Genomic DNA, 23,157 nt, shown 5'->3' with positions numbered 1-23,157 from the left:
AATCCCAAAGCGGGCGGGAAGACAGCCCTACTTGCGCCCCAGCGCCGCCAGAACCGACGGCGTGATGCCGGTCACCATGCGCTTGATGCCCTGGAAATTGGGATGAACCCGGTCAGGCAGGTTCAGCGCCGGAACGCCGGCGACGCCGGAGAGAAAGAAGGGATAAAGCGACGCGCGGTACTTGCCGGCCAGATCGGGAAAGATGGAATTGTATTCCGCCATGTAGCGCTGGCCGAGATTGGGCGGGGCCAGCATCCCGGCGAGGAGTACGGGGATGCCCCGCCGCTGGAATTCGGCAAGGATGACGTCGAGATCCGCCCGCGTCTGCTTCGGCGGCAGGCCGCGCAGCATGTCGTTGGCGCCAAGCGCGACGATGGCGAGATCCGGCTTGGTCTTGAGGCCGTCGAGCGTCCAGGCGAGCCGTGCCCGGCCCTGCGCCGCCGTGTTCCCCGAGACGCCCGCATTGGTGACGAAGGCGCGAACCCCGTTGCGGCGGAGCGAATCCTCGAGTTGCGGGGCAAACCCCTGGCCAGGCGGCAAGCCGTAGCCCGCGGTGAGGCTGTCGCCGAAGGCGAGGATATGCACGTCCTTCGCCTCGGCCGCGCCCGAAATCGACCCGACCATCAGGAGCAGCGCGTAGACAAGGAACCTTGCCGCACCATATGGCAAGCGTAACGACATCGGATCTTCCTCCCCAACATGGCCGGCTCCTACGTTATCGACGCTTCGAATGTCACGCTGTCGCTCGGCTCCGGGGCGGCTCGGGTCGAGATCCTGCGCGGCATCGGCCTTCAAGTCGCGAGCGGCGAAAAAGTCGCACTGCTCGGCCCCTCCGGAAGCGGGAAATCGTCTTTGATGGCAGTGCTTTCCGGGCTCGAAAGGGCCACCGGCGGCACGATCGGCATCGCCGGCGCCGACTTCGGCCGGCTCGACGAGGACGCCCTCGCCAGGGCGCGGCAGGGTCGGATCGGCATCGTGCTCCAGGCCTTCCACCTGCTCCCGACGATGACCGCGCTGGAGAACGTCGCCGTCCCGCTCGAGCTGGCCGGACGCGCCGACGCCTTCGAATTGGCCCGCGCCGAGCTCGAAGCCGTCGGCCTCGGGCACCGCATCCATCATTATCCGGCCGAGCTCTCCGGCGGCGAGCAGCAAAGGGTGGCGATCGCCCGTGCCACCGCTCCGCGTCCGGAAATCCTGTTCGCGGACGAGCCGACCGGCAACCTCGATGCAGCGACGGGTCATGCGATCCTGGACCTGCTGTTCGAACGCCAGCGCGAGACCGGCGCGACCTTGCTGGTGATCACCCACGATCCCACCCTCGCCGAACGCTGCGACCGCGTGCTCGAGATGCAGGACGGCTCGATCGTGCGGGACATGAGGCGGTGAGCGACTCTTCATCGCCTCGCCGGGCTCGGCGAGGATCGATCTCCTTCCGTCTCGCGCTCCGCGACCTGCGCGGCGGGCTGGCCGGGCTCCGACTGCTCGCCGTCTGCCTGTTCCTCGGAGTCGCGGCGCTCGCGGCGGTGGGATCGCTGTCCACGGCGATCGTCACGGCACTCGCGGACCGGGGGCAGGAGATCCTCGGCGGCGACGTGCAGCTGGCCGTCGGCGGGCGCGAGGCGAGCGCCGGGGAGCGCGCCGCCTTCGCGCGGATCGGCACAGTCAGCGAAGTGACGCGGATGCGCGCGATGGCGGCCCGGCTCGACGGCGCCGAGAGCGTGCTGGTCGAGCTCAAGGGTGCCGACGCGGCCTACCCATTGTTCGGCACTTTGCGGCTCCGGCCCGGAGCCCTGTCGAAGCGTCCGCGCGGCGCAGAGGCGGCGATCGGAGAGGAGCTCGGCGACCGGCTCGGAGTGCGCCCCGGAGAGTCCATCCGGGTCGGCAACAGCGAGCTCAAGGTGATCGGCTTCATCGCCGAGGAGCCGGATCGTATCGGCCAGGGATTCACCCTCGGATCTACGGTGCTGGTCGATCGCGCCGGTCTCGCAGCGACCGGGCTGGTCCAGCCGGGCAGCCTCTACACCAGCGCCTATCGGCTTCGCCTTCCCTCGGGCAACGACGTGGCCGCCACAGCGCAGCGGCTGACAGAGCGGTTCAAGGATGCCGGCTATCAGGTGCAGGACCGATCGAACGGCGCGCCGGGCACGCGCCGGTTCATCGAGAGACTGGGCCAGTTCCTGACGCTCGTCGGCCTCGCGGCCCTGATCGTCGCCGGCATCGGTGTCGGCAACGGCGTCACCTCGTGGCTGGAGAGCAAGCGCGCCACGATCGCGACGCTCAAGCTCCTCGGGGCGAGCAGCGCGACGATCTTCCTCTCCTATCTGATCGAGCTGGGTCTCGTCGCCGCCGTGGCCATCGTCGCCGGTCTCGCGGCGGGCGCACTCGTCCCGGCAATGGTCGTGGCGATCGCCGGCGACGCGCTACCGGTGCCGCCCTCTCTTTCGCTCTACCCGCGCCCGCTGCTGATCGCCGCCGCCTATGGCCTGCTGATCGCGATCGTGTTCGCGCTGGTGCCGCTGTCCCGCGCCCGGTCGGTGCCGCCGGCCGCCTTGTTCCGCGGCAGCCTCGAGCCGCCCCGCCGGCCCGCCTGGGCGGCCTTGCTCGGGGCGCTGGGCGCCGCCGCGGCGATCGTCGCGCTGGCGGTGTCGACCGCGGGCGATCCATGGTTTGCCGGCGGCTTCGCAGGCTTCGCGCTGGCGCTTCTGCTGCTCCTCAGCCTGCTCGGGGGCGCGATCCGCTGGATCGCGGCGAAGCTGCCGCATCCGCGCAATCCGCTGTTCCGGCTGGCGCTTGCCAACCTGCACCGACCCGGCGCGCCGACCGCGCGACTGGTGACTGCGCTCGGTCTGGCGCTCACCCTCTTTACGACGCTGGCGGTGATCGAGACCAACCTTGCCGGCCAGATCCGATCGACCATTCCCGCGCGGGCGCCGAGCTTCTTCATGCTCGACATACCGGCGGAGGACGTCGGCCGCTTCCGCGCCATGGCGTCGGGAGCGGCGCCGCGCGGCGCCCTGGTCACCATCCCGTCGCTGCGCGGCTCGGTCGTGGCGGTTGGCGGTCGACGCGTGGCCGAGATGAAGGAGTTGCCACCCGGCGCCTGGTTCCTCCGCGGCGACCGCGGCCTCACCTATGCTGCAGAGCTTCCGGAGGGCTCCCGCATCGTCGCCGGCCGATGGTGGCCGCGCGACTATCGCGGGCCGCCGCTCGTCTCGCTCGACGTGGAGGCGGCGCGCGCGGTCGGCCTCGGCGTCGGCGACACGATCGCCGTCTCGATCCTGGGGCGCGAGATCGAGGCGCGGATCGCATCGCTGCGCGAGATCAACTGGGACACGATGGGCTTCAACTTCGTCATCGTGTTTGCGCCGGGAACGCTCGAGAGCGCGCCGCACAGCTTCATGGCGACGCTGTCGATGCCCGAGGCCGAGGACCGGCCGTTCGCCCCCGCTGTCTCCCGCGCCTTTCCGACCGTGTCGGCAATTCGCGTGAAGGACGTCGTCGAGACGGTCTCGAGCATGCTCGGCCAGCTTTCGGTCGCCGTGCGCGCGGCCGCGTCGGTCGCGATCTTCGCCGGGATCGCCGTGCTGGTCGGTGCGCTCGCCGCCAGCCGGCGGGCCCGGACCTACGACAGCGTGATCCTGAAGCTGCTCGGCGCCACCCGGGGACGAATCCTCGCTGCGCAGGCGCTCGAGTTCGGCCTGCTCGCGCTGATCGTCAGCGGCCTGGCGCTCGCGCTCGGCGCCGCGGCGGGCCATTATGTGGTGGTCGAGGTGCTGGAACTCGCATGGGCTCCGGACTGGACCCAGGTCGCCGCCGTCCTCGCCATTGGCGCGATCGGCACGCTCGTCCTCGGCCTGATCGGCTCCCTTCCGGCCCTTGCCGCGCGGCCGGCGCGAGCGCTGCGCAGCCTCTGACCGGAGGCGCTTGCCCCGCTAGCAGCATTCTGCTGGACTGCCGGCCAGGACGACGGCTGGTGGGGGCCCGGGCGATGCGAATCATGTTGGCGAAGTTCTCGATGGTCGCTGCCGCTTTTGCGGCGGCGATCTGGGCGGGCCCGGCGCCTGCACAATCGGCCAAGGAGGCAGCGCAGATCGAGGCGGCGGTCGCGCGCGGGCGGCTGCTCTACGAGCTCGACGTGGCCGGATGGGTGAGCACCGACCGGATGCGCGCCGACGCGCCCGAGGTGCTGACGTGGCCGGTGCGCGGGTGGATCGTCGAACCGGACGCCGCGACCGAGCACAGCTGGACCGTCACCTATTATCTGCTGCCGCAAGGCGAGGGCGGACCGGCCGTGCCTGCCTATCGCGTCCATGTCTCTAAGGGCAAGGCGACCTCCGGAGAGATCGTGCCGGCGACGGACAGGCAGCCGCTCACGCCCATTCAGAACCGGATCGTGCAGGCCATCGAAGCCGCTCGTAAGCTCGATCTCGCGCCCTGCGCTCCCGCCCGGCTCAACGTCGCGGTCGTGCCGCCTGCCTCCGAGAGTGCGCCGATCGAAGTGTACCTTCTGACGCCGCAGACCAAGGAGAAGGTGTTCCCGATCGGCGGGCATTACAAGGCGGTGTTCGGCAGCGACGGCCGTCTCGTCTCGAAGCGCGCGTTCAGCAAGTCGTGCCTGAACATGGACGCGAGCCAGATTCCTCCGGACGCGAAGGAGGCGAGCCTCTTCGTCACCCATTTGCTCGACGAGGTGCCCACCGAGATCCACGTGCTGAGCGCGATCCAGATCGGCGTGCCGCTGATCGTCGGCACCCGCGACAAGCGCCTGTGGGAAGTGACGCCGCGCGGCATCCGCAAGCTGCGCTGAGGCTTCGCGGAGAGGAGGTGCGGGTGTAAAGGCGCTGTCATGAACGAGATCGCACGCATCGCCGCCCAACCCGCTTATTCGGAAATCGCTCGCAAGACGCTGGAGCGCCGCCCCGCTTTGTTCATCGACGGGGAGTGGGTGGCCTCGAGCGGAGACGCGCTGATCCCCGTCCACGACCCCTCGACCGGCAAGCAGATCGCCTCGGTGGTCGACGCGTCCGTCGAGGACGTCGACCGCGCGGTGGCGGCGGCGCGGCGCGCCTTCGACGATGGCCGCTGGTCCGGTCTTTCGCCCTATCAGCGGGAGCGGGCGATCCACGGTCTCGCCGATTTGATCGAGGCGCACATCCCCGAGCTGGCCGAGCTCGAATCGATTGACAACGGCAAGCCGCGCGCGTCGAGCGAGGGTTACGATCTGCCGCGCAGCGTCTCGACGCTGCGCTACATGGCGGGATGGGCGACGCGGCTGACCGGCGAAACGCTCGACCCAGCCAATTTTCCCTCCGGTGCTGTCCACGCCTACATCCGCCGCGAGCCGATCGGCGTCTGCGCCCAGATCGTGCCGTGGAACTACCCGCTGATGATGGCGGTGCAGAAGATCGCTCCCGCCCTCGCCGCCGGCTGCACGATGGTGCTGAAGCCCGCCGAGCAGACGCCGCTGACCGCACTTCGGCTGGCCGACCTGGTGGCAGAAGCCGGCATCCCCGCCGGCGTGGTGAACATCATCACCGGCTATGGCGAGACGGCCGGCGACCGGATGGTCCGCCACCCCGATGTCGACAAGATCGGCTTCACCGGCTCGACCGACGTGGGGAAGATCATCAGCCGCGCGGCGACCGACACGCTGAAGCGGGTGACGCTGGAGCTCGGCGGCAAGTCTCCGGTGATCGTGCTGCCGGACGTCGACATCGGTCAGGCCGCAGCGGGCGCGGCGCGCTCGATCTTCTCCAATGCCGGTCAGGTGTGCATCGCCGGCTCGCGCCTGTTCGCGCATCGCGACGTCTTCGATCGCTTGCTCGAGGCAGTGGCCGAAAATGCCGGCCGCTTGAAGGTCGGGCCGAGCCTCGCTCCCGAGACGACGATGGGCCCCCTCGTCTCTTCCGAACAGCGCGAGCGCGTGCTCGGTTACATCGAGAGCGGCCGCAAGGAAGGTGCTTCGGTGCTGGTCGGCGGCGACGCGCCGACGACCGACGGGGGCTGGTTCGTCAATCCGACCGTGCTCGTCGACGTGAAGCCGCAGATGCGGGTGGTACGCGAGGAAATCTTCGGCCCGGTGCTCGCGGCCCAGAGGTTCGACGATCTCGACGAAGTGGCGAAGGCGGCGAACGACACACCCTACGGTCTCTCCGCCAGCATCTGGACGCGGGATCTCTCGGCGATGCATCGCCTCGCCGCGAAGCTGAAATCCGGCATGGTCTGGGGCAATTGCACCTCCGCAGCGGACAGCTCGATGCCCTTCGGAGGTGTGAAGCAATCGGGGCTGGGCCGCGAGGGCGGCCGCGCCGGCATCGAGGCCTATACCGAACTGAAGACCGTCGGCATCATGCTCTGAGAGTGGGCATCAGGACCTCTACGGCTCCTGGTCCGGCGGCACGAAGCTCAATTGGGCGAGCCGCCACGATCGCTTCGGATCGCCAGGCCAGAGCGCCTCGAGATCCTGCCGTGCATCAGGAGTGACTCCGCGGACCTCGGCGTGGATGTATCGTCCGGTCTCGCGCAGGCGAATATCGGCCCCGGGATATTGCGCCTCAAGCTTGCGGATCAGCAGGCCCGCTTCCTCGTCGGGGCCGGTGCAGCCGAGGGCGCGCGGGGTTCCGTCGACCAGCTCGGCGGTCGCGACGCGAAGCGCGCGCCAGCCGTCGGCGACAATCCCGAGCGAGATGAACGCGGCGGCGGCGGCATCCGCCCACCACCAGCCGAGGCCCAGGCCGATGATCCCGACGATGCCGGCGGCGCCGGTCTGCCAGTTCGCCTTGTTCATTTTGGAATCGGTGAACAGCACCTCATCCTGCAGCCGCCTGGCGAGCGGCTGCTCCAACCGACCGATGATAAGGGGCGGGATGATCGCATAGGTCTGGGCGGCAATCATCAGCCAGCCAAGCCAGATCTCGCGCCCGAACAGGTCGATCCCGGCGACGGTGGCGTGCTCCCGCGTGAGCAGGGTGGAAATGGCGTCGCGAAGCAGGAACAGGCCTACTCCGCACAGCGCCACGGCCGCGATCAGGAACGCCAGGCTGTGGACGCGCGCATAGCCGAACGGAAAGCCGCCGTCGGCGCCGCGCCGTTCGAACCGGATGGCGACCAGGAATACGGCGGGCGGTATCAGCCCCAGCGTGTCTTCGACCCAGGCAGTCTTCATCGTCTGGCTGTTGCCGAGCACCGCGCCCATCACCGCGACGATGCTGATCGTGAACGCAATGTTCCACCATTCCAGGCGCTCGGCACGCTTCATGTCCGGCCGCAGAACAGAGGGGACGGGAGGAACCTTCCTCACGCGACGCCCCGCACCTTCCTGCCCGCACGCTGGAGCAGCATGATCCAGGCATTCTCGCCATTCCTGGCGATCGGGGTGAGCTCCAGCGGCCGTTCCTCGGAGCCGCGACGCAACGGCTCGATGAACGCGACCTCGTCCTGCCAGGGGCTCTCGGCCGCCGTCTCCCCCAGGATGAGATCGATGCGGCCCTCCTTGAGATCGAGCAGGAGGGGTTCGGCCGGGCCGTCGACGATCGTGACGTGCGCTCCGGTCTCCGCTTCCACGGCACGAAGGAAGGGCGCGACAGCTTGCCGCGTGCCACCGCCCGCGATCATGCCGACGCGAATGACGCCGTCGCGCTCGATTTTGGCGAGCGTGCCGTCGACGTCCTTCGGGAAGGACGAGCAGCCGGCCAGCAGACCGGCGCACAGCAGAGCGAGGCGCCAGTTCATTACGGGTGCAGAACGCCTTGACGTCTCCGACGTTCCGGGAAGGCCGGCCGCCGGAAGCCGCAGGCACATGTCGTGCCTTGATCGCGTCGATGAACACGACCACGGTCTTGCGTCGGGCCGCAGAGGCCGGCGCCCGAGCGGCATGGGAGGGATCATGGCGTCTGCAGCGCCCAACCAGCGCGGACCAGCGCCCGAAGGCTCGGAGGCGGCGCAGCCTCACCTGCGATGGACGCTGGTCGCGACGATCTGCGCGTCGAGCCTCGCCTTTATCGACGGATCCGTGGTCAATGTCGCGCTGCCGGCGATCGGCCGCAGCCTGTCGGCCGGCGCGGCCGCGCTGCAGTGGACGATCAACGCCTATCTGCTGCCGCTTTCGGCCCTGCTGCTGATCGGCGGGGCAGCGGGCGATCATTTCGGACGGCGGCGGATGCTGATCGGCGGCACCCTGTTGTTCGCCCTCGCCTCCTTGCTTTGTGGTCTCGCGCCGCGGCTCGAGATCCTGCTCGCCGCCCGGGCACTTCAGGGCATCGGCGCTGCGATGCTGATGCCGAACAGCCTCGCCATCCTGGGCAACAGCTTCACCGGCGAAGCACGCGGGCGCGCGGTCGGCACCTGGGCATCCGCCGGAGCCATCGCCGCGGCGATCGGGCCGCCGCTCGGAGGATGGCTGGTCGAGAGCGTGGGATGGCGCGCGATCTTCTTCCTGAACCTGCCGGTGGCGGCGGCGGCGATCCTGATCGCGTGGCGCAAGGTGCCGGAGAGCGCGGAGGGAAGACAGCCACTCGACTGGCTGGGCGCGACTCTGGCCACCGCCGCCCTGGGCGCCCTCACCTGGGCGCTCACCCTCTGGTCCAGCGAGGACAGACTCTCCGGGTCGGCCGCGACGGGCGTGATCGCGGGGATCGTCCTCCTCGCGACATTCCTCGCTGTCGAGCACCGCCGCGGCAGTCGGGCGATGATGCCGCTGAGCCTGTTCGGATCGCGGGCGTTCGTCGGCCTGAACCTGCTGACCTTCCTGCTTTACGGCGCGCTCGGCGGGCTGATCCTGCTGCTGCCCTATATTTTGATCGTCGGCGCCGGCTATTCTCCTCTGCAGGCCGGTCTGGCGCTGCTGCCGTTCTCGATCGTCATCGGATCGGCCTCGCGGCTGATGGGCGGACTGGCGGCGCGGATCGGCCCGCGCTGGCCCCTGACCGTCGGCCCGGCGATCGTCGGGGTCGGCTATCTGCTTCTCCTCCGCCTCGACGCCGAGGCGCATTACTGGGGCCAGGTGCTTCCCGGGATTGCCGTCATTGCGCTCGGCATGGCCGGCGCCGTTGCGCCGCTGACCAGCGCCGTCCTTTCGTCGGTCGATGCGGACCACAGCGGCACCGCCTCCGGCTTCAACAGCGCGATCGCCCGCACCGGCGGCCTCGTCGCCACTGCCCTGGCCGGCGCCGTCATCGCGCAATCGGGAGCAGCGCTGTTCGGCGCCTTCCACATCGCTGCCGCGATCGGCGCGACGCTCGCGATGGCAGCGGGCGTGACCGCATTTGCGACCCTGCCGAGGCGCTAGCAGCGCGCCTCCCGCATGTTCACGCTTCCAGATCGAGAAAGGCGACCACGTCATTGTCGGTGGCGAGCCACAGTCCCGCCTGGACGTCCGCAGGCTGCTGACGCGCCACCGCGAGCGCCTCGTCGAGCGAGCCGTAGAACAATGTCTGGGCGACCGGATCGCCTTCGTCGAGATGATAGAGGCGAACGCTGGCGTTGGCGGAGACGGTGCGCATCCAAGAGCGCCTAGCATCCGCGGCGGCGAAACGGGAGGGCAAGCGGATCGGCGGCCGGCACGGAGTGAGCGGTTGCGGAGGGCCTCGGCCTCAGGCACGATGAGGCTGCTTCGTGGGGGAGGCGAATATCCGGATGCAGGACAGCCGAGCGGGATCAGAGGGTTACGTCCCTCAGCCGGCTGGCTCGGCGTTCCGTCCGCGCGGCAGCCGTGCGGCGCGGATCGCGCGATTCTGCCGGCGTCTCGCGATGCTGGCTGCGGCGCTGGCCGCGGCGCCGGCCGCGGCAGCCACCGCCGACGATCTGTGCGGCAGTGCTCCGACGCCGACCGCTTTCCCAAGCGACGACGCTTTGATCGCGGCTGCGGCGCAAGCCGAGACCCTTCTCGCGACTGGGGACGCCGGCGCCCTCGATCAGGCGCTGCGCGTGCTCGAGATCGAAGCCGCCGGCCCGGGCCGCCCCGGCGCACGCGCCCTCGCGGTCTATTGCTCGGCGGCCGGCGAGGTGATGCGACGCTCCCCCTTGGGCAGCCAGGCGCAGGCCCACAGCTTCCTCACCACCGCCTTTCGCAGCGCTACGGACGAACCCCGAGTCTCGGCTCTCTCGGCCTATCGCCTGGCGCTGGTCGCGGTCTCCGCCCCGAGCGCCGGCACGACCCGCGGCAGCAGCGACGAGACTCCGGCGCCGGCGGCCGACGCCGGGTTGACCACGACCTATCTCGCGGCCGCCGCGCGGACCGAGATCGACAGCTGCGGTGACCTGTCCGACCGCAATCTGGCGCGGACGACCAACGCCTATCTGACCGTCATCGCGCTGCAATGCGCCAGCGCGCGCGCGCTGCGCAACGGCGACGCGGAGCTTGCCGGGCTGGCCGGCCTCCGGCTCGCGCGCTACTGGATGGCGCTGAGCCGAAGCCCCGCCGAAGATCGCGAGACGATGCGTCGCGAGGGCGCGGCTGCGGCGCTGGGGGCGGTGCCTGCGGCGGCGGCCATCGCGGCGCCCGGCCTGCGCGGGGAAGTCGTCGGACGCCTGCTCGACACGGCGATCGAGCTCGGGGCAACGGACGGTCCTGCCCTCGCCGATGGACTCGCTGCCATGCGATCCAATGGCAATACGGATCCAGGCGTCCTGGCGCTGGCGGCGGAGATCGAGGCGAAGCTGGCGCTCACCGGCGGCGAGCCGGCACGCGCGGTCGCCCTGGCGGAGCAGGCCCTGCTCCTCGAGAGTCGCCGCGCAATACCCACGCGCCTTCCCGGCCTCTACCTGCTGCTGGCGGCCGCCGACCCCGCCCACCGTGAGCGCCACAGCGCCGCCGCCTATGCGGCGCTCGAGAACCTGCGCCCTTCGCTGCCGCGCCTCGATCCGATCACCGAGGAATCGACCTTCGCCCTCTACATGCGCGACGTCTTCGAGCAGGCCGCGGACGTCGCGCTCGCCGCCGCACAAGGCGATGGCGGCGAGGCGCGGGTGAGCGCCGCGCAGATCATCATCGAAGCCTCGCGCCAGGCGGAGTTGCAGAACGCGGTGGGCAGCGAGTGCCTGCCCCCGCGCGACGCGTTGAAGCCGCAGGATCTCGCCGCCGGCGAGGTCGTGCTCTACCCCCTGCTCCTGCCCGATCGGATCGAGCTCCTCTATCTTTCCGGGGACGAGGGCGGACAGCGCGCCTTCCACCGGCTGCCGCCCGATCGAAGCGCCAATCGCGACGAGATCGCGCGTCTTGTCCAGGCAACGGTGCTTTCCACCACCTACGGCGACGACGAGGCGTGGCGCGTCCCGGCGCAGCGGCTCTACCAGCTGCTGATCGCGCCGATCGAGGGCCGGCTGAAGCCCGGCGCGATGCTGGCGATCATCCCCGATGGCCCGCTTCGGGCGCTGCCCTTCGCCGCCCTGCTCGATGGGCAGGGCCGGTTCCTGATCGAGCGCACCCGTGTCGTCGTGGCGCCGGCGCTCGCCTATCTGCAGGCCGGCACCGCCCGCGGCGAGGACCCCGCGCATGTCGTCGCCGCTTCGCTCCAGCGCCGGGTGCGCCTCCCCGCCGGCTCTTTCCCGGCGCTCAAGAGCACCGCCGTCGAAGCGGAGATCGCCGCCGCCAGCGGCGCTCCAGGCCGCCACATCGCGAACTTCCACCGTGCCGATCTGGTCCGCGAAATGGGCGCCGGCGACGTGGACGTGCTTCACCTCGCCACCCACGCCTCGTTCAACGGCCGCTCCGACCGGGCCTTCATCGTCGCCGACGGAGAGGTGATCCGGCTCACCGAATTGCGCGACATCATCGCGGCGAACCGCAACCGCGGCGAGTCGCTGGACCTGCTCGTGCTCAGCGCCTGCGAGACCGCCGTCGGCGACGACGAGACCAGCATGGGCCTGGCCGGCGCGGCGGTGCAGGCCGGCGCGACCAGCGCGATCGCCTCCCTCTGGCAAGTGGACGATGCCGGCACCGGGAAGCTGATGCGCAGCTTCTATTCCGCTTATGGCGGCGGCGCCTCCCGCTCCGCCGCCCTGCGCGACGCGCAGCTCGCCATGATCCGCAGCGGCGGTGCGGACGCGCGGCCGCACATCTGGGCGGCGTTCACGCTGCTGGGCGCATGGCGTTGAGGAGGCTCGCGCTCCTGCTGCTCGGCGTCGCCGGGGGCGCTACGGCGCAAACCGCGCCACCGGCGGTGACGACCGCCATCGTTCCCGACGGGACCCTCGGCACCAGCGTCTCGAGCGCGGGGAGCGTGCACACGATCGACGGGGGCCGCCAGTCGGGCGGCAATCTCTTCCACAGCTTCGGGCAGTTCGATCTCGCCACCGGCGAGGTCGCGCAATGGACGTTCAGCGCCGGGGAGCCTGGCGCCATCGCGAACGTGATCAACCGCGTCACCGGGGGAGATCCGTCGCACCTTTACGGCACGCTCGACAGCACCGCCCTCCCGAACGCGGATTTCTTCTTCCTCAACCCGGCAGGGATCATCTTCGGCCCGGAGGCGCAGCTGAACGTTCCCGCCGCCGCCCACGTCTCCACGGCGGGCACGCTCCGCTTCGCCGACGGCTCGGCCTTTGCGATCAGCACGCCGGGAGGCTCCACCCTCTCGGTCGCGTCGCCCGAGGGGTTCGGCTTCCTCGGCAACGAGGGTGCGATCCTGATGGCGGGCACCAACGCCGCCTTCCTGCCGGAGCCGGCGACGGTGACGCTGAGCGCGTCGGAGATCCGGATCACCAACGCCACGCTCAGCAGCGCCGGTTTCCAGCTCCACGGCGCCGGAACCGCGCCAGGCACCTTCGTTCCCGGAACGCTTTCGCCCGGCGCCGGGGCGGTAAACCTCGACGGCTCGTTCCTGGTGACGACCTCGACGGCCGGCGCCGACGGCTCGATCCAGGTCTCGGGGGGCGCCGTGCGGCTCGAGGGAAGCGTACTTTCCGCTTTCTCCTCGCCGGACGCGAACAGCGGCGGCATCGATATCCTCGCCGACAGCCTCGCGCTCGACAATGCATCCAACGTGATCACCACCGGCCTTGGGGAACGGTCGGCGGGAGACATCGACGTCGCCGCCCGGGCGATATCGGTGACCGGCGGCGCGGAAATCGCCTCGCGCAGCAGCGATACGGGGGCGCCCGGCGAGATCCTGCTGCGGGGCGAGGACATCCTGCTCTCGAACGGCAGCATCCTCTCGAACCCATTCGGCAGCGGCGACGCCGGTGTGGTCGAGCTCTCGGGGACACGAAGCGTCACCCTCGAGGAATTCTCGTCGATTTCCACCGATTCGAACGGGTCGGGCGATGGCGGCGGCGTGTTCGTGGAAACGCCGCAGCTCCGGCTCCTGGACAGCTTCATCTCGGCCGATGCGCTTGGCGAAGGCGATGCCGGCGGCGTGTTCGTAGCGGCCGGGGACGCAGAGCTGGTCCGCTCGTACATGACCTCGGATGCGTATGACACCGGCGACGGCGGCATCGTCCATCTCGCCGTGCCGGGCACGCTCACCCTGCAGGACGGCAGCTATCTGACGTCCAACGCTTATGCCTCCGGAGATTCGGGGGGCGTGCTGATCGACGGGGGCAGCGTCGTGCTCGACAGAAGCGCCGTCGTGGCGAGTGCGTCCGGTGACGGCGAGGCCTTTCTGATCGCCTTCCAGCTGACCGGCCTGCTGCGCCTCCAGAACGGCTCGAGGATCGCTTCGAACACGCTCGGCAGGGGGAGCGCCGGCGGTGTCGTGGTCAGCGCGCCGAAGGTGGAGATCGTCGCCAGCCAAATCCAGTCGGAGGCCTATGGCGACGGCGACGGCGGGTTCATCGGCTTCGAAGTGGCCGAGCGGATGACGATGGAGGACGGCGCCGAGCTCAGCTCCCGCAGCCTCGGCGCCGGCGACGCCGGCGGGGTCGGTATCGAAGCGCCCGTGCTGCAGCTGGGAATGGGCACCGCGATCACCTCGACCGCCGAGGGTGACGGCAGAGGCGGCGACGTCCGCCTGACGGTCGCGGACAGGCTGGCGATCGACGGCGGAAGGGTGTCGGCCGGCGCGGAAGGCGCCGGCAGGGGCGGCAATGTCGCCGTCGAGGCCAAGACCATCGACCTGGCGTTCGGCAGCATCTCGGCCGACAGCGGCGCCTTCGCGACCGGCGATGCGGGAGACGTGACCGTCGCCGCCGACACTCTGAACATGGGCGCCCTGAGCGCGATCACCTCCAACTCGGGTGACGCCGGCGATGGCGGCAACGTCGATGTCACGGTCGGCCGGTTGAGCATGGCCAGCCAGGCCACGATCACGTCGCGCAGCCATGGCGCGGGCGACGGCGGGTCGGTGACGGTGCGCGGCGGGACCGCCACCCTGGTCGATTCATGGGTCGATTCGGACGCGTTCGGCACCGGCAATGGCGGTGCGGTGACGGTGGCGCTCGATGCACTCGACATGGTCCGCAGCCGCATCAGCTCCGAGGCCGTCGATAGCGGCGATGCCGGCACGGTGGCGGTGAAGGTGACGGGGGCACTCGTCATGCGGAATGCCGAAATCACCACCAACACGTCCGGCCCGGGCTCGGCCGGCGACCTCACGATCGAAGCGGGCAGCTTGCGGATGACCGAGCGGGCATTGATCGGCTCCGAAGCCACCGGCGAGGCAACGGGACCGAGCGGCAACCTGGAGCTGACCGCGGGGCGCCTCGAAATCCTCGACCGATCGACGCTCACCACCTCGACGGTCAACGCCAATCCCGCGGGCAACATCGCGGTCGAAACCGAACGCCTGCTCCTCAGCGGCCAGGGATCGGCGATCTCAAGCGAGAATCTGAGCGACGAAGGAGGGCCGGCCGGCAACATCCTGATCAGCGCCGGCAACGCCACCATCGCGGAAGGGGGCAGGATCACGACGAATTCGCTGCAGGGCGCGGCGGGCAACATCCTGATCGACATGCCGAACAGCGGGTATTTGAGGCTGATCGGCGCGGGTGCGCCCGGGGTCCTCGAAACCTCCTCCGGCCCCGGAACAGGGGGCCTGATCGTCATCGACAATCCGTTCGCCATCGTGTCGCACGGCGGCGACATCCTCGCTCTGGGCCAAAGCGGAGGCGCCAATGTCCGCATCTCGAGCAACTATTTCATCGCTTCCGCCGATCGGCTGAACCGGGTCGAGGTGGACGGCGACCTGCAGTTCGACAACGCAATCTACGACGTCAGCGCCGGCACCGTGTCACCTGACCTGTCGGTGATCGACGCTTCGGGCATCCTGCGGGGCCAGTGCACCGCCGTCCGCAGCGGCAGCCGCCTCAGCCAGTTGGGCATACGGCCGATCGGGCCCTATGGCGTTCGGGCCACGCCAGAGCCAAGCGCGGACGCGGTTGCCCCTCCGGGGACGTGCCAGTGAGGGCAAGAAGCGCCCGCATCGGCGGGCTCGGCCTCCTGCTCGGTCTTGCGGCCGCCGCGCAGGCGCAGACGGCCCCCGCCGGCTCCGTCGGCCAGAGCGATCGCACCGGACCGGGCGCGCGGCCTCCGCAATTGCCCTCCTGGTCCGAGCCGAAGACGAACCCGGACCTCCCCGCCGCCATCGGCGAAACGGCGCGGCCGGGCGAAGGAAGCGGCCGGCTCCGCACGATCCTGATCGAGGCCGACAGCGCGACCGGCGGAGGTGTGCCGCCGCCCCAATGGCGCCCGCCCTCGACCGGCGCCCCCGATCTGCGCCTGGAGCATCGCCCGGGCGAACCGCTGGACGCCAATTGGGTGCGGCGCCAGTTTGCGCTGAACGGGCTTCCCGATACCGATTCGAGCGCCTCGTCCGCCGTCGCCCTGGTCCAGATGATCAACCGGGCCCTCGTCACGGCCGGGTTCGTCAATTCCGGCTTGCTCGTTTCGGACGAGTCCCGCCTCGGCGAAGGGCTGCTCGCATTGCGCCTCGTGCAAGGGCAGTTGAGCGCGGGGCCGGCGGGAGAAAGGATCGTCGTCGAATTCGCGGACGGCGATCCCAACGGCCTGGGCGGCGACTTCATCCGTCACCGTTTTCCGGCCGCGCGGCAGCGTCCGCTCAGCGCGTTCGCGATCGAGCGCGATTTCCGCCTGCTCGCCGAAAGCCAGGCGGTCGAATCGATCAACGCCGACCTGAGGCCGGGCGCGCGTCCGGGCGAGGCGACCCTTCACGTGCTGATCGACCCGGCCCGGCGCGGCGGCCTCTCGCTCGCCTTCGCCAACGATCGATCGCCCGCTGTGGGCGGAGAGCGGCTTTCGGCCGGCGGGTACCTGCGCAACCTGCTTTCCGACGGCGACCTGGTGGCGGGAGAAGTCGGCTATACGAGCGGCGTGGAGGATGCTCAATTATCCTACACCTCACCCTTCTTCTCGCCCAAGACGATGGTGACGTTGCGAGGCAGCTTCAACGATGCCGCGGTAATCGACCGGCCGCTTCTCCCGCTGGATATCCGCGCGGAGGACCGGGCGGTGGAAGGCGGCTTCAGCCGCCGTCTGATCGAGACTCCGCTGATGCCGAGTGGGCCGGGGCGATGGTCACCGTCTCGCACCCTGTCGGTGGGGATCCTGTTCGCGTTTCGCCATCAGCGCAGCTTCCTGTTCGGGGAGCCGTTCTCGTTCGCACCCGGATCGAGGAACGGCCGCAGCGAATATGGAGCGGTTCGCCTGACCGCCGACTATGTGGTGCGTGGCGTGAACCAGGTCCTGGCGCTCTCTGCGACCGGAAGCATGGGGTTGGGCGGCACGCGGTCCGACATTCCCGGCATCCTCAATCCCGACCGCCACTTCCTGGTCGGGCTGGTCCAGGCCAATTATGCCCGCCGCCTCGGTCCGCCCGGGCTCGAGCTGCGTGCGCGCGTGGCTGGGCAGACGGCAAGCAGCATCCTTTATTCGGGGGAACGCCTGTCGATCGGCGGCCAAGGCACGGTGCGGGGCTATCGAGAGAACATCTTCCTCGTCGACAAGGGCGCGATCGGCTCCGCCGAGCTCGCCTGGAGCTTCAGCATCAGCGGCCGCGCGAACCGGCGCCAGGCCTTCGACTGGGGCGGCTTCAGCATCTCGGCCTTCGCCGATGCGGCCCTCGCCGGCACGAACGCTCCGCCCCAGCCCGCGCGCCACTTCATCGCCGGCCTGGGCGCGAGCCTCGCCTGGACGCCCTCCGACGCGCTCAGGCTCTGGGTGGCAAAAGGCGAGGCGCTCCATCAGGTCCCGCGCTCCGGCTCGCGGGACATGCAGGATCGCGGCTGGCATTTTCGGGCGACCGTCGATCCGCTCCGGCTGTTCAGACGAAGGCCCCGGCCGTGAGGCGCGCGGTGTCGAGAAATGCGCTGCTCTTCCCGATGCTGCTCGCCGCCTTCGGATCATGGAGCGCCCAGGCTGCGCCGCGCCCTGCGCCGACCGACGATGACATCGTCGTCACGGCGGACCGCGTCGCCAAGCGTTCACGCTGGCTGAAGGTCGAGACCGCGCACTTCGTGCTCTACGGCATCGATACGGAGAAGGCACTCGTGGTACGCGCGACCGAGCTCGAGAGGTTCGATTCGCTTCTGCGGACACTGACCCGTGTGCCGAACAATGAGCCCGGCGTCCTCGAGCGCCTGCCGGTCTATCTGGTGCGCGGAAGGCCCTCGCTGAACCGGCTCCGGCGCCAATATTACCCGCCGCGATTTTATCCGACCGGCTATTATTCGGCGGCACCGTCCGGCGTCCTTCTCGCCGTCGACGTACTCCTCGACGAAAGCGTGCGCACCCGAGACGACAGCCGCGTCAGCCTCTTCACGGAATATGCGCGCCACTTCCTGCTGCAGCACAGCCGGGGAAACTACCTTCCCGCCTGGTATGTCGACGGCTTCGCATTCTACATGTCGGCGACCAAGTTCTCCGGGGGACGCGTCGAATACGGACGCGCGCATGAGTCGCTCGCCCGCGCCCTCGTCTCCGAACCATGGGAGCCAATGGAGAGGATCATCTCGGGCCGCCTCAACCACGGCTGGATGTACTCCGCACAGAGCCTGCTCCTCGTCCACTACATCTTCGCACGCGACGAAAGAGTCGCCGCCTTCATGCGCTTTCTGGAGGCGGCCCGTGGCGGGGCCAGGCCGGTAGAGGCGTTTACCGCCGCCTTCGACATGGACATGGACGGCCTTCGGGCGGCCTTGAAGCGACACATGACCCGCGCGACTTACGTGCGCGCGGAGACGCCAGCCGCGCCTTCTGCCGATGCTCTCGTCGCCACCCTTCCGCCGTCGGCCGATCAGTTGCTGCTGGACCAGGCCGCGTTGCGCATCGGAGTGCCGCAGCGCGACCGGCTGGACGGCATGCTCAGCCGTGCGCGTTCGGTCGCGGCAGAGCGGCGCGACGGCTTCTCGCAGCGCGTCCTTCTCCACGCGGCGATAGATGCAGGTGCCCCTGATGCCGACGACAAGGCGCTGGACGCGCTGATCGCCGCAAGCCCGGCCGACCCGGAACTCGTATATCTCAAGGGGATGCGGCACCTGACCGCCGGACGTGACGATCCAGCTTCAAGGCCGGCCCATTATCGTGAGGCGAGGCGCTGGTTCGCCCGCGCCTACACCCTCGATCCGGCCTATTATCCGGCGATGTATCGCTATGCCGAGAGCCTAGCGACCGAGCCGAGCTTCATCTCCGCGAGCACCGAGAACATCCTTCTTGGCGCGGTGGAGCTCGCACCTCAGGCGACGCAGATCCGCGTCACCGCGGCCTTGATGCTGATGCTGAACGATCAGCCGGAGCAGGCCGCCCGGCTGCTCGAGGCGATGCCGGTCAGCGGACGGGATCCGCTCTCGGCCAGCATACCTTCGCTGCTCGAGCTCGCGCGTGGCGGGGGACGGCCCAGCCATCAGGCCCTTCTCGGATCCTTCCGGGAGCAGGCGCTCTGGCGCGATCTCAACTGCTGCTGAGCCGCTCCGGCGGGATCAGTCCCGCTCGCACTTCGAATAATCGGGCTCGCGATCATGCTTGCGCGCCTTCTTCTGCTCGCGGCCCATGCATTCTTCCTGCTTGCGGATCTTGCGACCGAGCTTCTGATCGGCCTCGGCCTGGCTGGTCGTGACCGCGTCGACGGCCGAGCCGGCAGCACCCACGGCGGTGCTCGCCGCCTTCACCGGCAGGGTGACGATGTCGGCGGCGGAGCAGCCGGCAAGGCCGAGGGCGAGCAGGGAAAGGGGGAGAGCGACACGCATCGGCAGGTCCTTGCTGGGCAGGCGGCGATCATAAAGCGGGGCGCATGATCGCCGCCTGAACGGCTCACTTCGCCTTGCGCAGGCTCGGTGCATCGAGATCGAGCTCCGCGATCGGGATGACCTCGACGTCGGGACGAAGCGCCTTCAGCTTGTCCAGGAACTTCGCGGAGTCACCGACCACGATCAGGCTGGCGCGTTGCGACGCGGCGATCCTGCCCGCGATCGCCGAGGCCGCCGCCGGCGTGACCTGCTCCATCTGCGCCACGTAGCGCGCCGCTTCGGAAGGCGGCAGCCCCTGCTGGAGCAGGTTGGCAAGCACGCCGCCGAGGCCACCGCTCGTCTCCACCTGACGGCTGTAGCCGCCGGTCAGGAACGCGATCCGCTTCGCGGTCGCGTCCGCGGCGAGAGGCTCCCGACCAAGGCGGTCGAGCTCGTCGAGGAAGATCCTGGCGACGTCCGCTGCGCTCTCGTTCTTGGTCTGGGCGGTGGCGCTGAGCAGGCTCGTCTCCATCCGGGCGGGCAGATTGCTGTAGGCACCGTAGGACAGTGCCCGGTTCACCCGCACCTCCTGGAACAGCCGACCGTTCGAGCCGGCGCCGAGCACCGCGTTCGCGACTACGAGCGGATAATAATCGGCCGAACCGCGGGCGAGCGCGGGCACCGCCGCAGTCACCGCCGCCTGGCCCGCACCCGGGATGTCGATCACCAGCGTGCGCACCTTCTGGGTCTCGCCGGCACGGTTCACGGGCGGCTGCGGCGCCGGTCCTTCCCCCCGCCATCCGCCGAACAGTCGCTGTGCCAGCTCGGCGGAGCGCGCCGCATCGATGCCGCCTGCCACGACGAGAGCGGAGTTCGCCGGATGCCACCATTTCGCGCGGTGCTGCGCCAGATCGTCGCGGGTGAGCGCGGCGAGCGAGGCGGGCGTGCCGCCGGCGACCGTGCCGTAGGGCGCGGCGCCGTAGACGAGCGGGGCGGTGACGAGGCCCGCAACGCTCCCGGGATCGCGCAAGGCAATCGACAGGCCGTCGAGCGCGCGCTTGCGCTCGCGCTCCAGCTCCTCGGCCGGGAAGGTGGCATTCCGAACGATGTCGACCAGGATCCGCCCGGCAGCCTCGAGGTTCGCCGCCGGTGCCGAGACCGAGAGGAACGCGCCGTCGGGGCCTGCGCCGCTGCCGATCTGGGCGCCGAGCGATTCAAGCTCGGCGGCGATCTGCTGCGCATTGCGCGTCGTCGTTCCCTTGGTGGCCAGAGTCGCCGCCATCGTCGCCAGGCCCGCCTTCTCGCGGGGATCGGTCGAGGCGCCGCCCTTCACGACGAGGACCATCGAGGCGAGCGGAACGTCTCCGGTCTTTGCGGTGACGACGCCAAGCCCGTTCGCCAGCCTTGTCTCGGATATCTGCGGCGGCGTCACCGGCACCGCGGCACCCGGCGCCGGCGGCTGCAGGCGATCGGCCTCGGCGGCGAGCTCGTGCGCCGGCCGGGTAGCGGGCGGCACCGACTTGAAGCGCGGCATCGGCACGGGATTGGCCCAGGAATCCGCTGCGCCGGCGGGCCGCTGCGCCTCGTTGAGGTAGCGGAAGTCGACCCGGGCGTCTCGGGCGAGGTATTTGCGCGCGACGCGCTGGACGTCGGCCGCGGTGACCTTCTGGACGGCCGCGAGCCGCTTGTCGGCCGCGCGCGGATCGCCGCTGCGCACCAGCGCCTCGCCGAGCTCGAACGCCCGCCCGCTGAAGGTTTCGCGCTCGCGCAGGGCTGCTGCCAGCAACTCGGTCTTCGCCTCAGCGAGCTCGGCCGCCGTCACCGGCTCGTCACGGACGCGGGCGATCTCGGCCGCGAGCGACGCTTCGACGTCCTCGACCGTCTTCCCCCCCGCGACGATCGCATAAGGCGCATAATAGCCTTGCTCCTCGACGTCGCTGAAGTCCCCCGAAATGGAGGTGGCGAGCTGCTTGTCGTAGACCAGGCTGCGGTTCAGCCGCGAGCTGTCCCCGGCGGTGAGGATGTAATCCAGCACGGACAGCGCGGCCATGTCCGCATGGCTCGATCCCGGAATCCGCCAGCTCGTTCCGGCGACGGGAAGCGGCACGTTCGGCGCGTACATGGTCACGGCGCGTGGCGCCTTCGGAAGCGGATCGCGTTCCTTGATGACGAGCGGGACCTGCTTCGCGCGTGCCGGGATGGCGGCGAAATAGCGATCCACCCAGCCCTGGAGCTGAGCCTCGTCGAAATTGCCCGACACGATCAGGGTCGCGGTATCGGGCCCGTAATAGGCCTCATGGAAGGCACGCGCGTCGGCGAGCGTCGCCGCATCGAGCTGCTCGATGCTGCCGATCCCCGGCCGGCGGTGCGGAAGGCGATCCCAGCCCTGCTCGTTGAGCAGGAGGCGCAAACGGCCGTAGGGCGGCGCGAGCACCCGCTGGCGGAACTCCTCCTTGACCACGTTCCGCTCGGTCTCGAAGACCTGCTCGTCCACCACGGGGAGCGCCATGCGTTCCGCATGAGTCCACAGCATCGTCTCCAGATAGCGGGCGGGGACGATCTCATAATAATTGGTGCGGTCGTACCAGGTCGACGCGTTGCGGGCGCCGCCCACATCCTCCGTCAGCCGATTGATCATGTTGTAGGGCATGTTCCGCGTCTTGCGGGACAGGATGTGCTCGAAGAGATGCGCGAAGCCCGAGCGTCCTTCGGGATCATGCTTGGAGCCGACTTCGTACCAGACGGAGACCGCCACGTTGGGCGTGGTCGTATCGCGCAGCGCGATCACGCGGAGCCCGTTCGGCAGGCGACGCTCGGTGAAGCGGAGCGGCGGCACCTCGATCTTCCCGCGCGCCGATGCTGCGCCCGCCTGCGCCGCAGCAGGCTGGCCGCCGCCGACGATCGCCGTTGCAGCCATTGCCAGCAGTGCCGCCTTGATCGCGTGCCGCATTCCGTTCCCTTTCGCTCAACTCAGATGCGGCATGGATAGAGGCAAGCCGGGCCGGCGGCCAGAGCCGATCAAGTCGCTCCGCCCTGGCGGGGCTTCGCCGCGAAACCATGGTTCGCCCGGTGCAACACCCGAAAAAGGCCGGAGAATCTCGTGCGGCTAATCTAGATAAACGCGCGCGATTCCGCAGGCTCTTATGCAAGCCGGCGAGGGGGACGGTCGCGCCTGTTTTTCGGGATGCGAGCACATGCCCCCCGTTCGAGGAGTGATGGTGCCGGAGATTCATCCGACATTCGAAAAGATGGTGCGTCGTCTGGAGAGCCGATCGCCGCTTGCCGAAGGCGAGCGCGAGGCGCTGCTCGGGCTGCAGCAAAGCATCCGAAAGGTGGCGGCAGGCGCGCATCTCGTGCGCGACGGCGAGCCGCCGGAGCAATGTGCGCTGCTGCTCAGCGGCTTTGCATATCGCTACAAGATCACCGGCGACGGCGCGCGGCAGATCGTCTCGCTGCACATCGCCGGTGAGTTCGTCGATCTTCAGAACAGCTTCCTCTCCATTTCCGATCATAGCGTCCAGACGCTGACCGCGGCCGAAGTCGCGTTCGTGCCGCTGCAGGCGATCCGCGACATCACCTTCGCCTATCCGGCAATTGCCAGGGCGATGTGGATCGACACGCTGGTCGATGCCTCGATCTTCCGCGAATGGGTGGTGAATGTCGGTCGCCGGGACAGCCGGGCCCGCGTCGCCCACATCCTTTGCGAATTCTCTCTCCGCCTCGAGGAAGGCGGTCTGGCGCGCGAGCATCGCTACGAGCTACCGATGACACAGGAGCAGCTGGCCGACGCCGTCGGCCTCACCTCGGTGCACGTGAACCGCGTGCTGCGCCAGCTCGGCGAGGAAGGGCTGATCAGCCGCGATCGCCGTTCGATCACCATCCAGGACTGGCAGCGCCTGCGCGATGCCGGTGACTTCAACGAGCGCTATTTGCACCATGATGGCGAAGCAATCGTCAGAAGCTGATCCATTCTATTGATCAAAAGGCGGTTGACGAGGCAGGCTGGGCTTCCGCCATGTAGAATCCCATTCCCGAGTCGCAGCG

Annotated in this window: 15 protein-coding genes and 2 pseudogenes; 10 read left to right on the top strand and 7 right to left on the bottom strand. The window is 69.5% G+C overall.

Translation table 11 applies throughout. The features are described from left to right. Positions 1 to 27: 27 nt before the first annotated feature. Positions 28 to 624, bottom strand: a complete 597-nt coding sequence (locus E2493_RS02080; RefSeq protein WP_225421084.1) for an arylesterase — start codon at positions 622 to 624, stop codon at positions 28 to 30. A gap of 75 nt (positions 625 to 699) precedes the next feature. On the opposite strand from E2493_RS02080, the gene E2493_RS02075 reads away from it, so the two are divergent. From E2493_RS02075 to E2493_RS02060, 4 genes are all read left to right on the top strand, one after another. After that, positions 700 to 1,386, top strand: coding sequence for an ABC transporter ATP-binding protein (locus E2493_RS02075; RefSeq protein WP_135083221.1), 687 nt, complete (start codon positions 700 to 702; stop codon positions 1,384 to 1,386). After that, complete coding sequence (locus E2493_RS02070) at positions 1,383 to 3,914, top strand: ABC transporter permease (protein ID WP_225421083.1); 2,532 nt, start codon at positions 1,383 to 1,385, stop codon at positions 3,912 to 3,914. Before E2493_RS02075 ends, E2493_RS02070 begins: the two co-directional genes overlap by 4 nt. A gap of 74 nt (positions 3,915 to 3,988) precedes the next feature. Beyond that, a complete protein-coding gene (locus E2493_RS02065; RefSeq protein WP_135083219.1) occupies positions 3,989 to 4,807 on the top strand; it encodes a hypothetical protein in 819 nt (272 codons plus the stop codon). 39 nt (positions 4,808 to 4,846) lie between these two features. Further along, positions 4,847 to 6,358 carry an aldehyde dehydrogenase family protein gene (locus E2493_RS02060; protein ID WP_135083217.1) on the top strand — a complete coding sequence of 504 codons (1,512 nt, stop codon included), beginning with the start codon at positions 4,847 to 4,849 and terminating at the stop codon, positions 6,356 to 6,358. An 18-nt stretch (positions 6,359 to 6,376) separates the two neighbouring features. Here the strand turns inward: E2493_RS02060 and E2493_RS02055 are convergent, their stop codons facing one another. Both E2493_RS02055 and E2493_RS02050 read right to left on the bottom strand, forming a co-directional pair. Continuing rightward, entirely contained in the window at positions 6,377 to 7,258 is an 882-nt protein-coding gene (locus E2493_RS02055) for a cation transporter (RefSeq protein WP_135083215.1), read from the bottom strand. A gap of 38 nt (positions 7,259 to 7,296) precedes the next feature. Then, entirely contained in the window at positions 7,297 to 7,731 is a 435-nt protein-coding gene (locus tag E2493_RS02050; RefSeq protein WP_135083213.1) for a hypothetical protein, read from the bottom strand. A gap of 154 nt (positions 7,732 to 7,885) precedes the next feature. Between E2493_RS02050 and E2493_RS02045 the strand changes: the two genes are divergently transcribed. Continuing rightward, entirely contained in the window at positions 7,886 to 9,286 is a 1,401-nt protein-coding gene (locus E2493_RS02045; RefSeq protein ID WP_135083211.1) for an MFS transporter, read from the top strand. Positions 9,287 to 9,305: 19 nt separating this feature from the next. On the opposite strand, the gene E2493_RS02040 is transcribed toward E2493_RS02045, so the two are convergent. Further along, positions 9,306 to 9,500, bottom strand: a complete 195-nt coding sequence (locus E2493_RS02040; RefSeq protein WP_135083209.1) for a hypothetical protein — start codon at positions 9,498 to 9,500, stop codon at positions 9,306 to 9,308. Between the two features lie 247 nt (positions 9,501 to 9,747). Between E2493_RS02040 and E2493_RS02035 the strand changes: the two genes are divergently transcribed. From E2493_RS02035 to E2493_RS02020, 4 genes are read left to right on the top strand one after another with little or no spacing between them, the layout of a single operon-like run. Next, a complete protein-coding gene (locus tag E2493_RS02035) occupies positions 9,748 to 12,093 on the top strand; it encodes a CHAT domain-containing protein (RefSeq protein WP_135083207.1) in 2,346 nt (781 codons plus the stop codon). Beyond that, positions 12,084 to 15,338, top strand: coding sequence for a filamentous hemagglutinin N-terminal domain-containing protein (locus E2493_RS02030; RefSeq protein ID WP_135083205.1), 3,255 nt, complete (start codon positions 12,084 to 12,086; stop codon positions 15,336 to 15,338). The genes E2493_RS02035 and E2493_RS02030 overlap by 10 nt, the downstream gene beginning before the upstream one ends. Then, a complete protein-coding gene (locus E2493_RS02025) occupies positions 15,335 to 17,236 on the top strand; it encodes a ShlB/FhaC/HecB family hemolysin secretion/activation protein (RefSeq protein WP_135083203.1) in 1,902 nt (633 codons plus the stop codon). Before E2493_RS02030 ends, E2493_RS02025 begins: the two co-directional genes overlap by 4 nt. A gap of 8 nt (positions 17,237 to 17,244) precedes the next feature. Continuing rightward, entirely contained in the window at positions 17,245 to 18,852 is a 1,608-nt protein-coding gene (locus E2493_RS02020; RefSeq protein WP_135083201.1) for a tetratricopeptide repeat protein, read from the top strand. 15 nt (positions 18,853 to 18,867) lie between these two features. On the opposite strand, the gene E2493_RS02015 is transcribed toward E2493_RS02020, so the two are convergent. The 3 genes and pseudogenes from E2493_RS02015 to E2493_RS22195 form a co-directional block, all read right to left on the bottom strand. Further along, positions 18,868 to 19,134, bottom strand: a complete 267-nt coding sequence (locus E2493_RS02015; RefSeq protein ID WP_191992951.1) for a hypothetical protein — start codon at positions 19,132 to 19,134, stop codon at positions 18,868 to 18,870. A 64-nt stretch (positions 19,135 to 19,198) separates the two neighbouring features. Beyond that, positions 19,199 to 20,485, bottom strand: a pseudogene (locus E2493_RS22200) (M16 family metallopeptidase); the annotation flags it as partial. A gap of 423 nt (positions 20,486 to 20,908) precedes the next feature. Next, positions 20,909 to 22,030 (bottom strand): annotated as a pseudogene (locus tag E2493_RS22195) (M16 family metallopeptidase); the annotation flags it as partial. 301 nt (positions 22,031 to 22,331) lie between these two features. On the opposite strand from E2493_RS22195, the gene E2493_RS02005 reads away from it, so the two are divergent. Further along, positions 22,332 to 23,078 (top strand): Crp/Fnr family transcriptional regulator, encoded by a 747-nt coding sequence (locus E2493_RS02005; protein ID WP_225421082.1) that lies wholly within the window; start codon positions 22,332 to 22,334, stop codon positions 23,076 to 23,078. The last annotated feature ends 79 nt before the right edge of the window (positions 23,079 to 23,157 follow it).

The sequence above is a fragment of the Sphingomonas parva (ex Maeng et al. 2020) genome, from assembly GCF_004564275.1.
In the GTDB taxonomy this organism is placed as follows: Bacteria; Pseudomonadota; Alphaproteobacteria; order Sphingomonadales; family Sphingomonadaceae; genus Allosphingosinicella; species Allosphingosinicella parva.
Note: the sequence above shows the minus strand (reverse complement) of the source record. Positions and strands in the feature narration are given on the sequence as shown.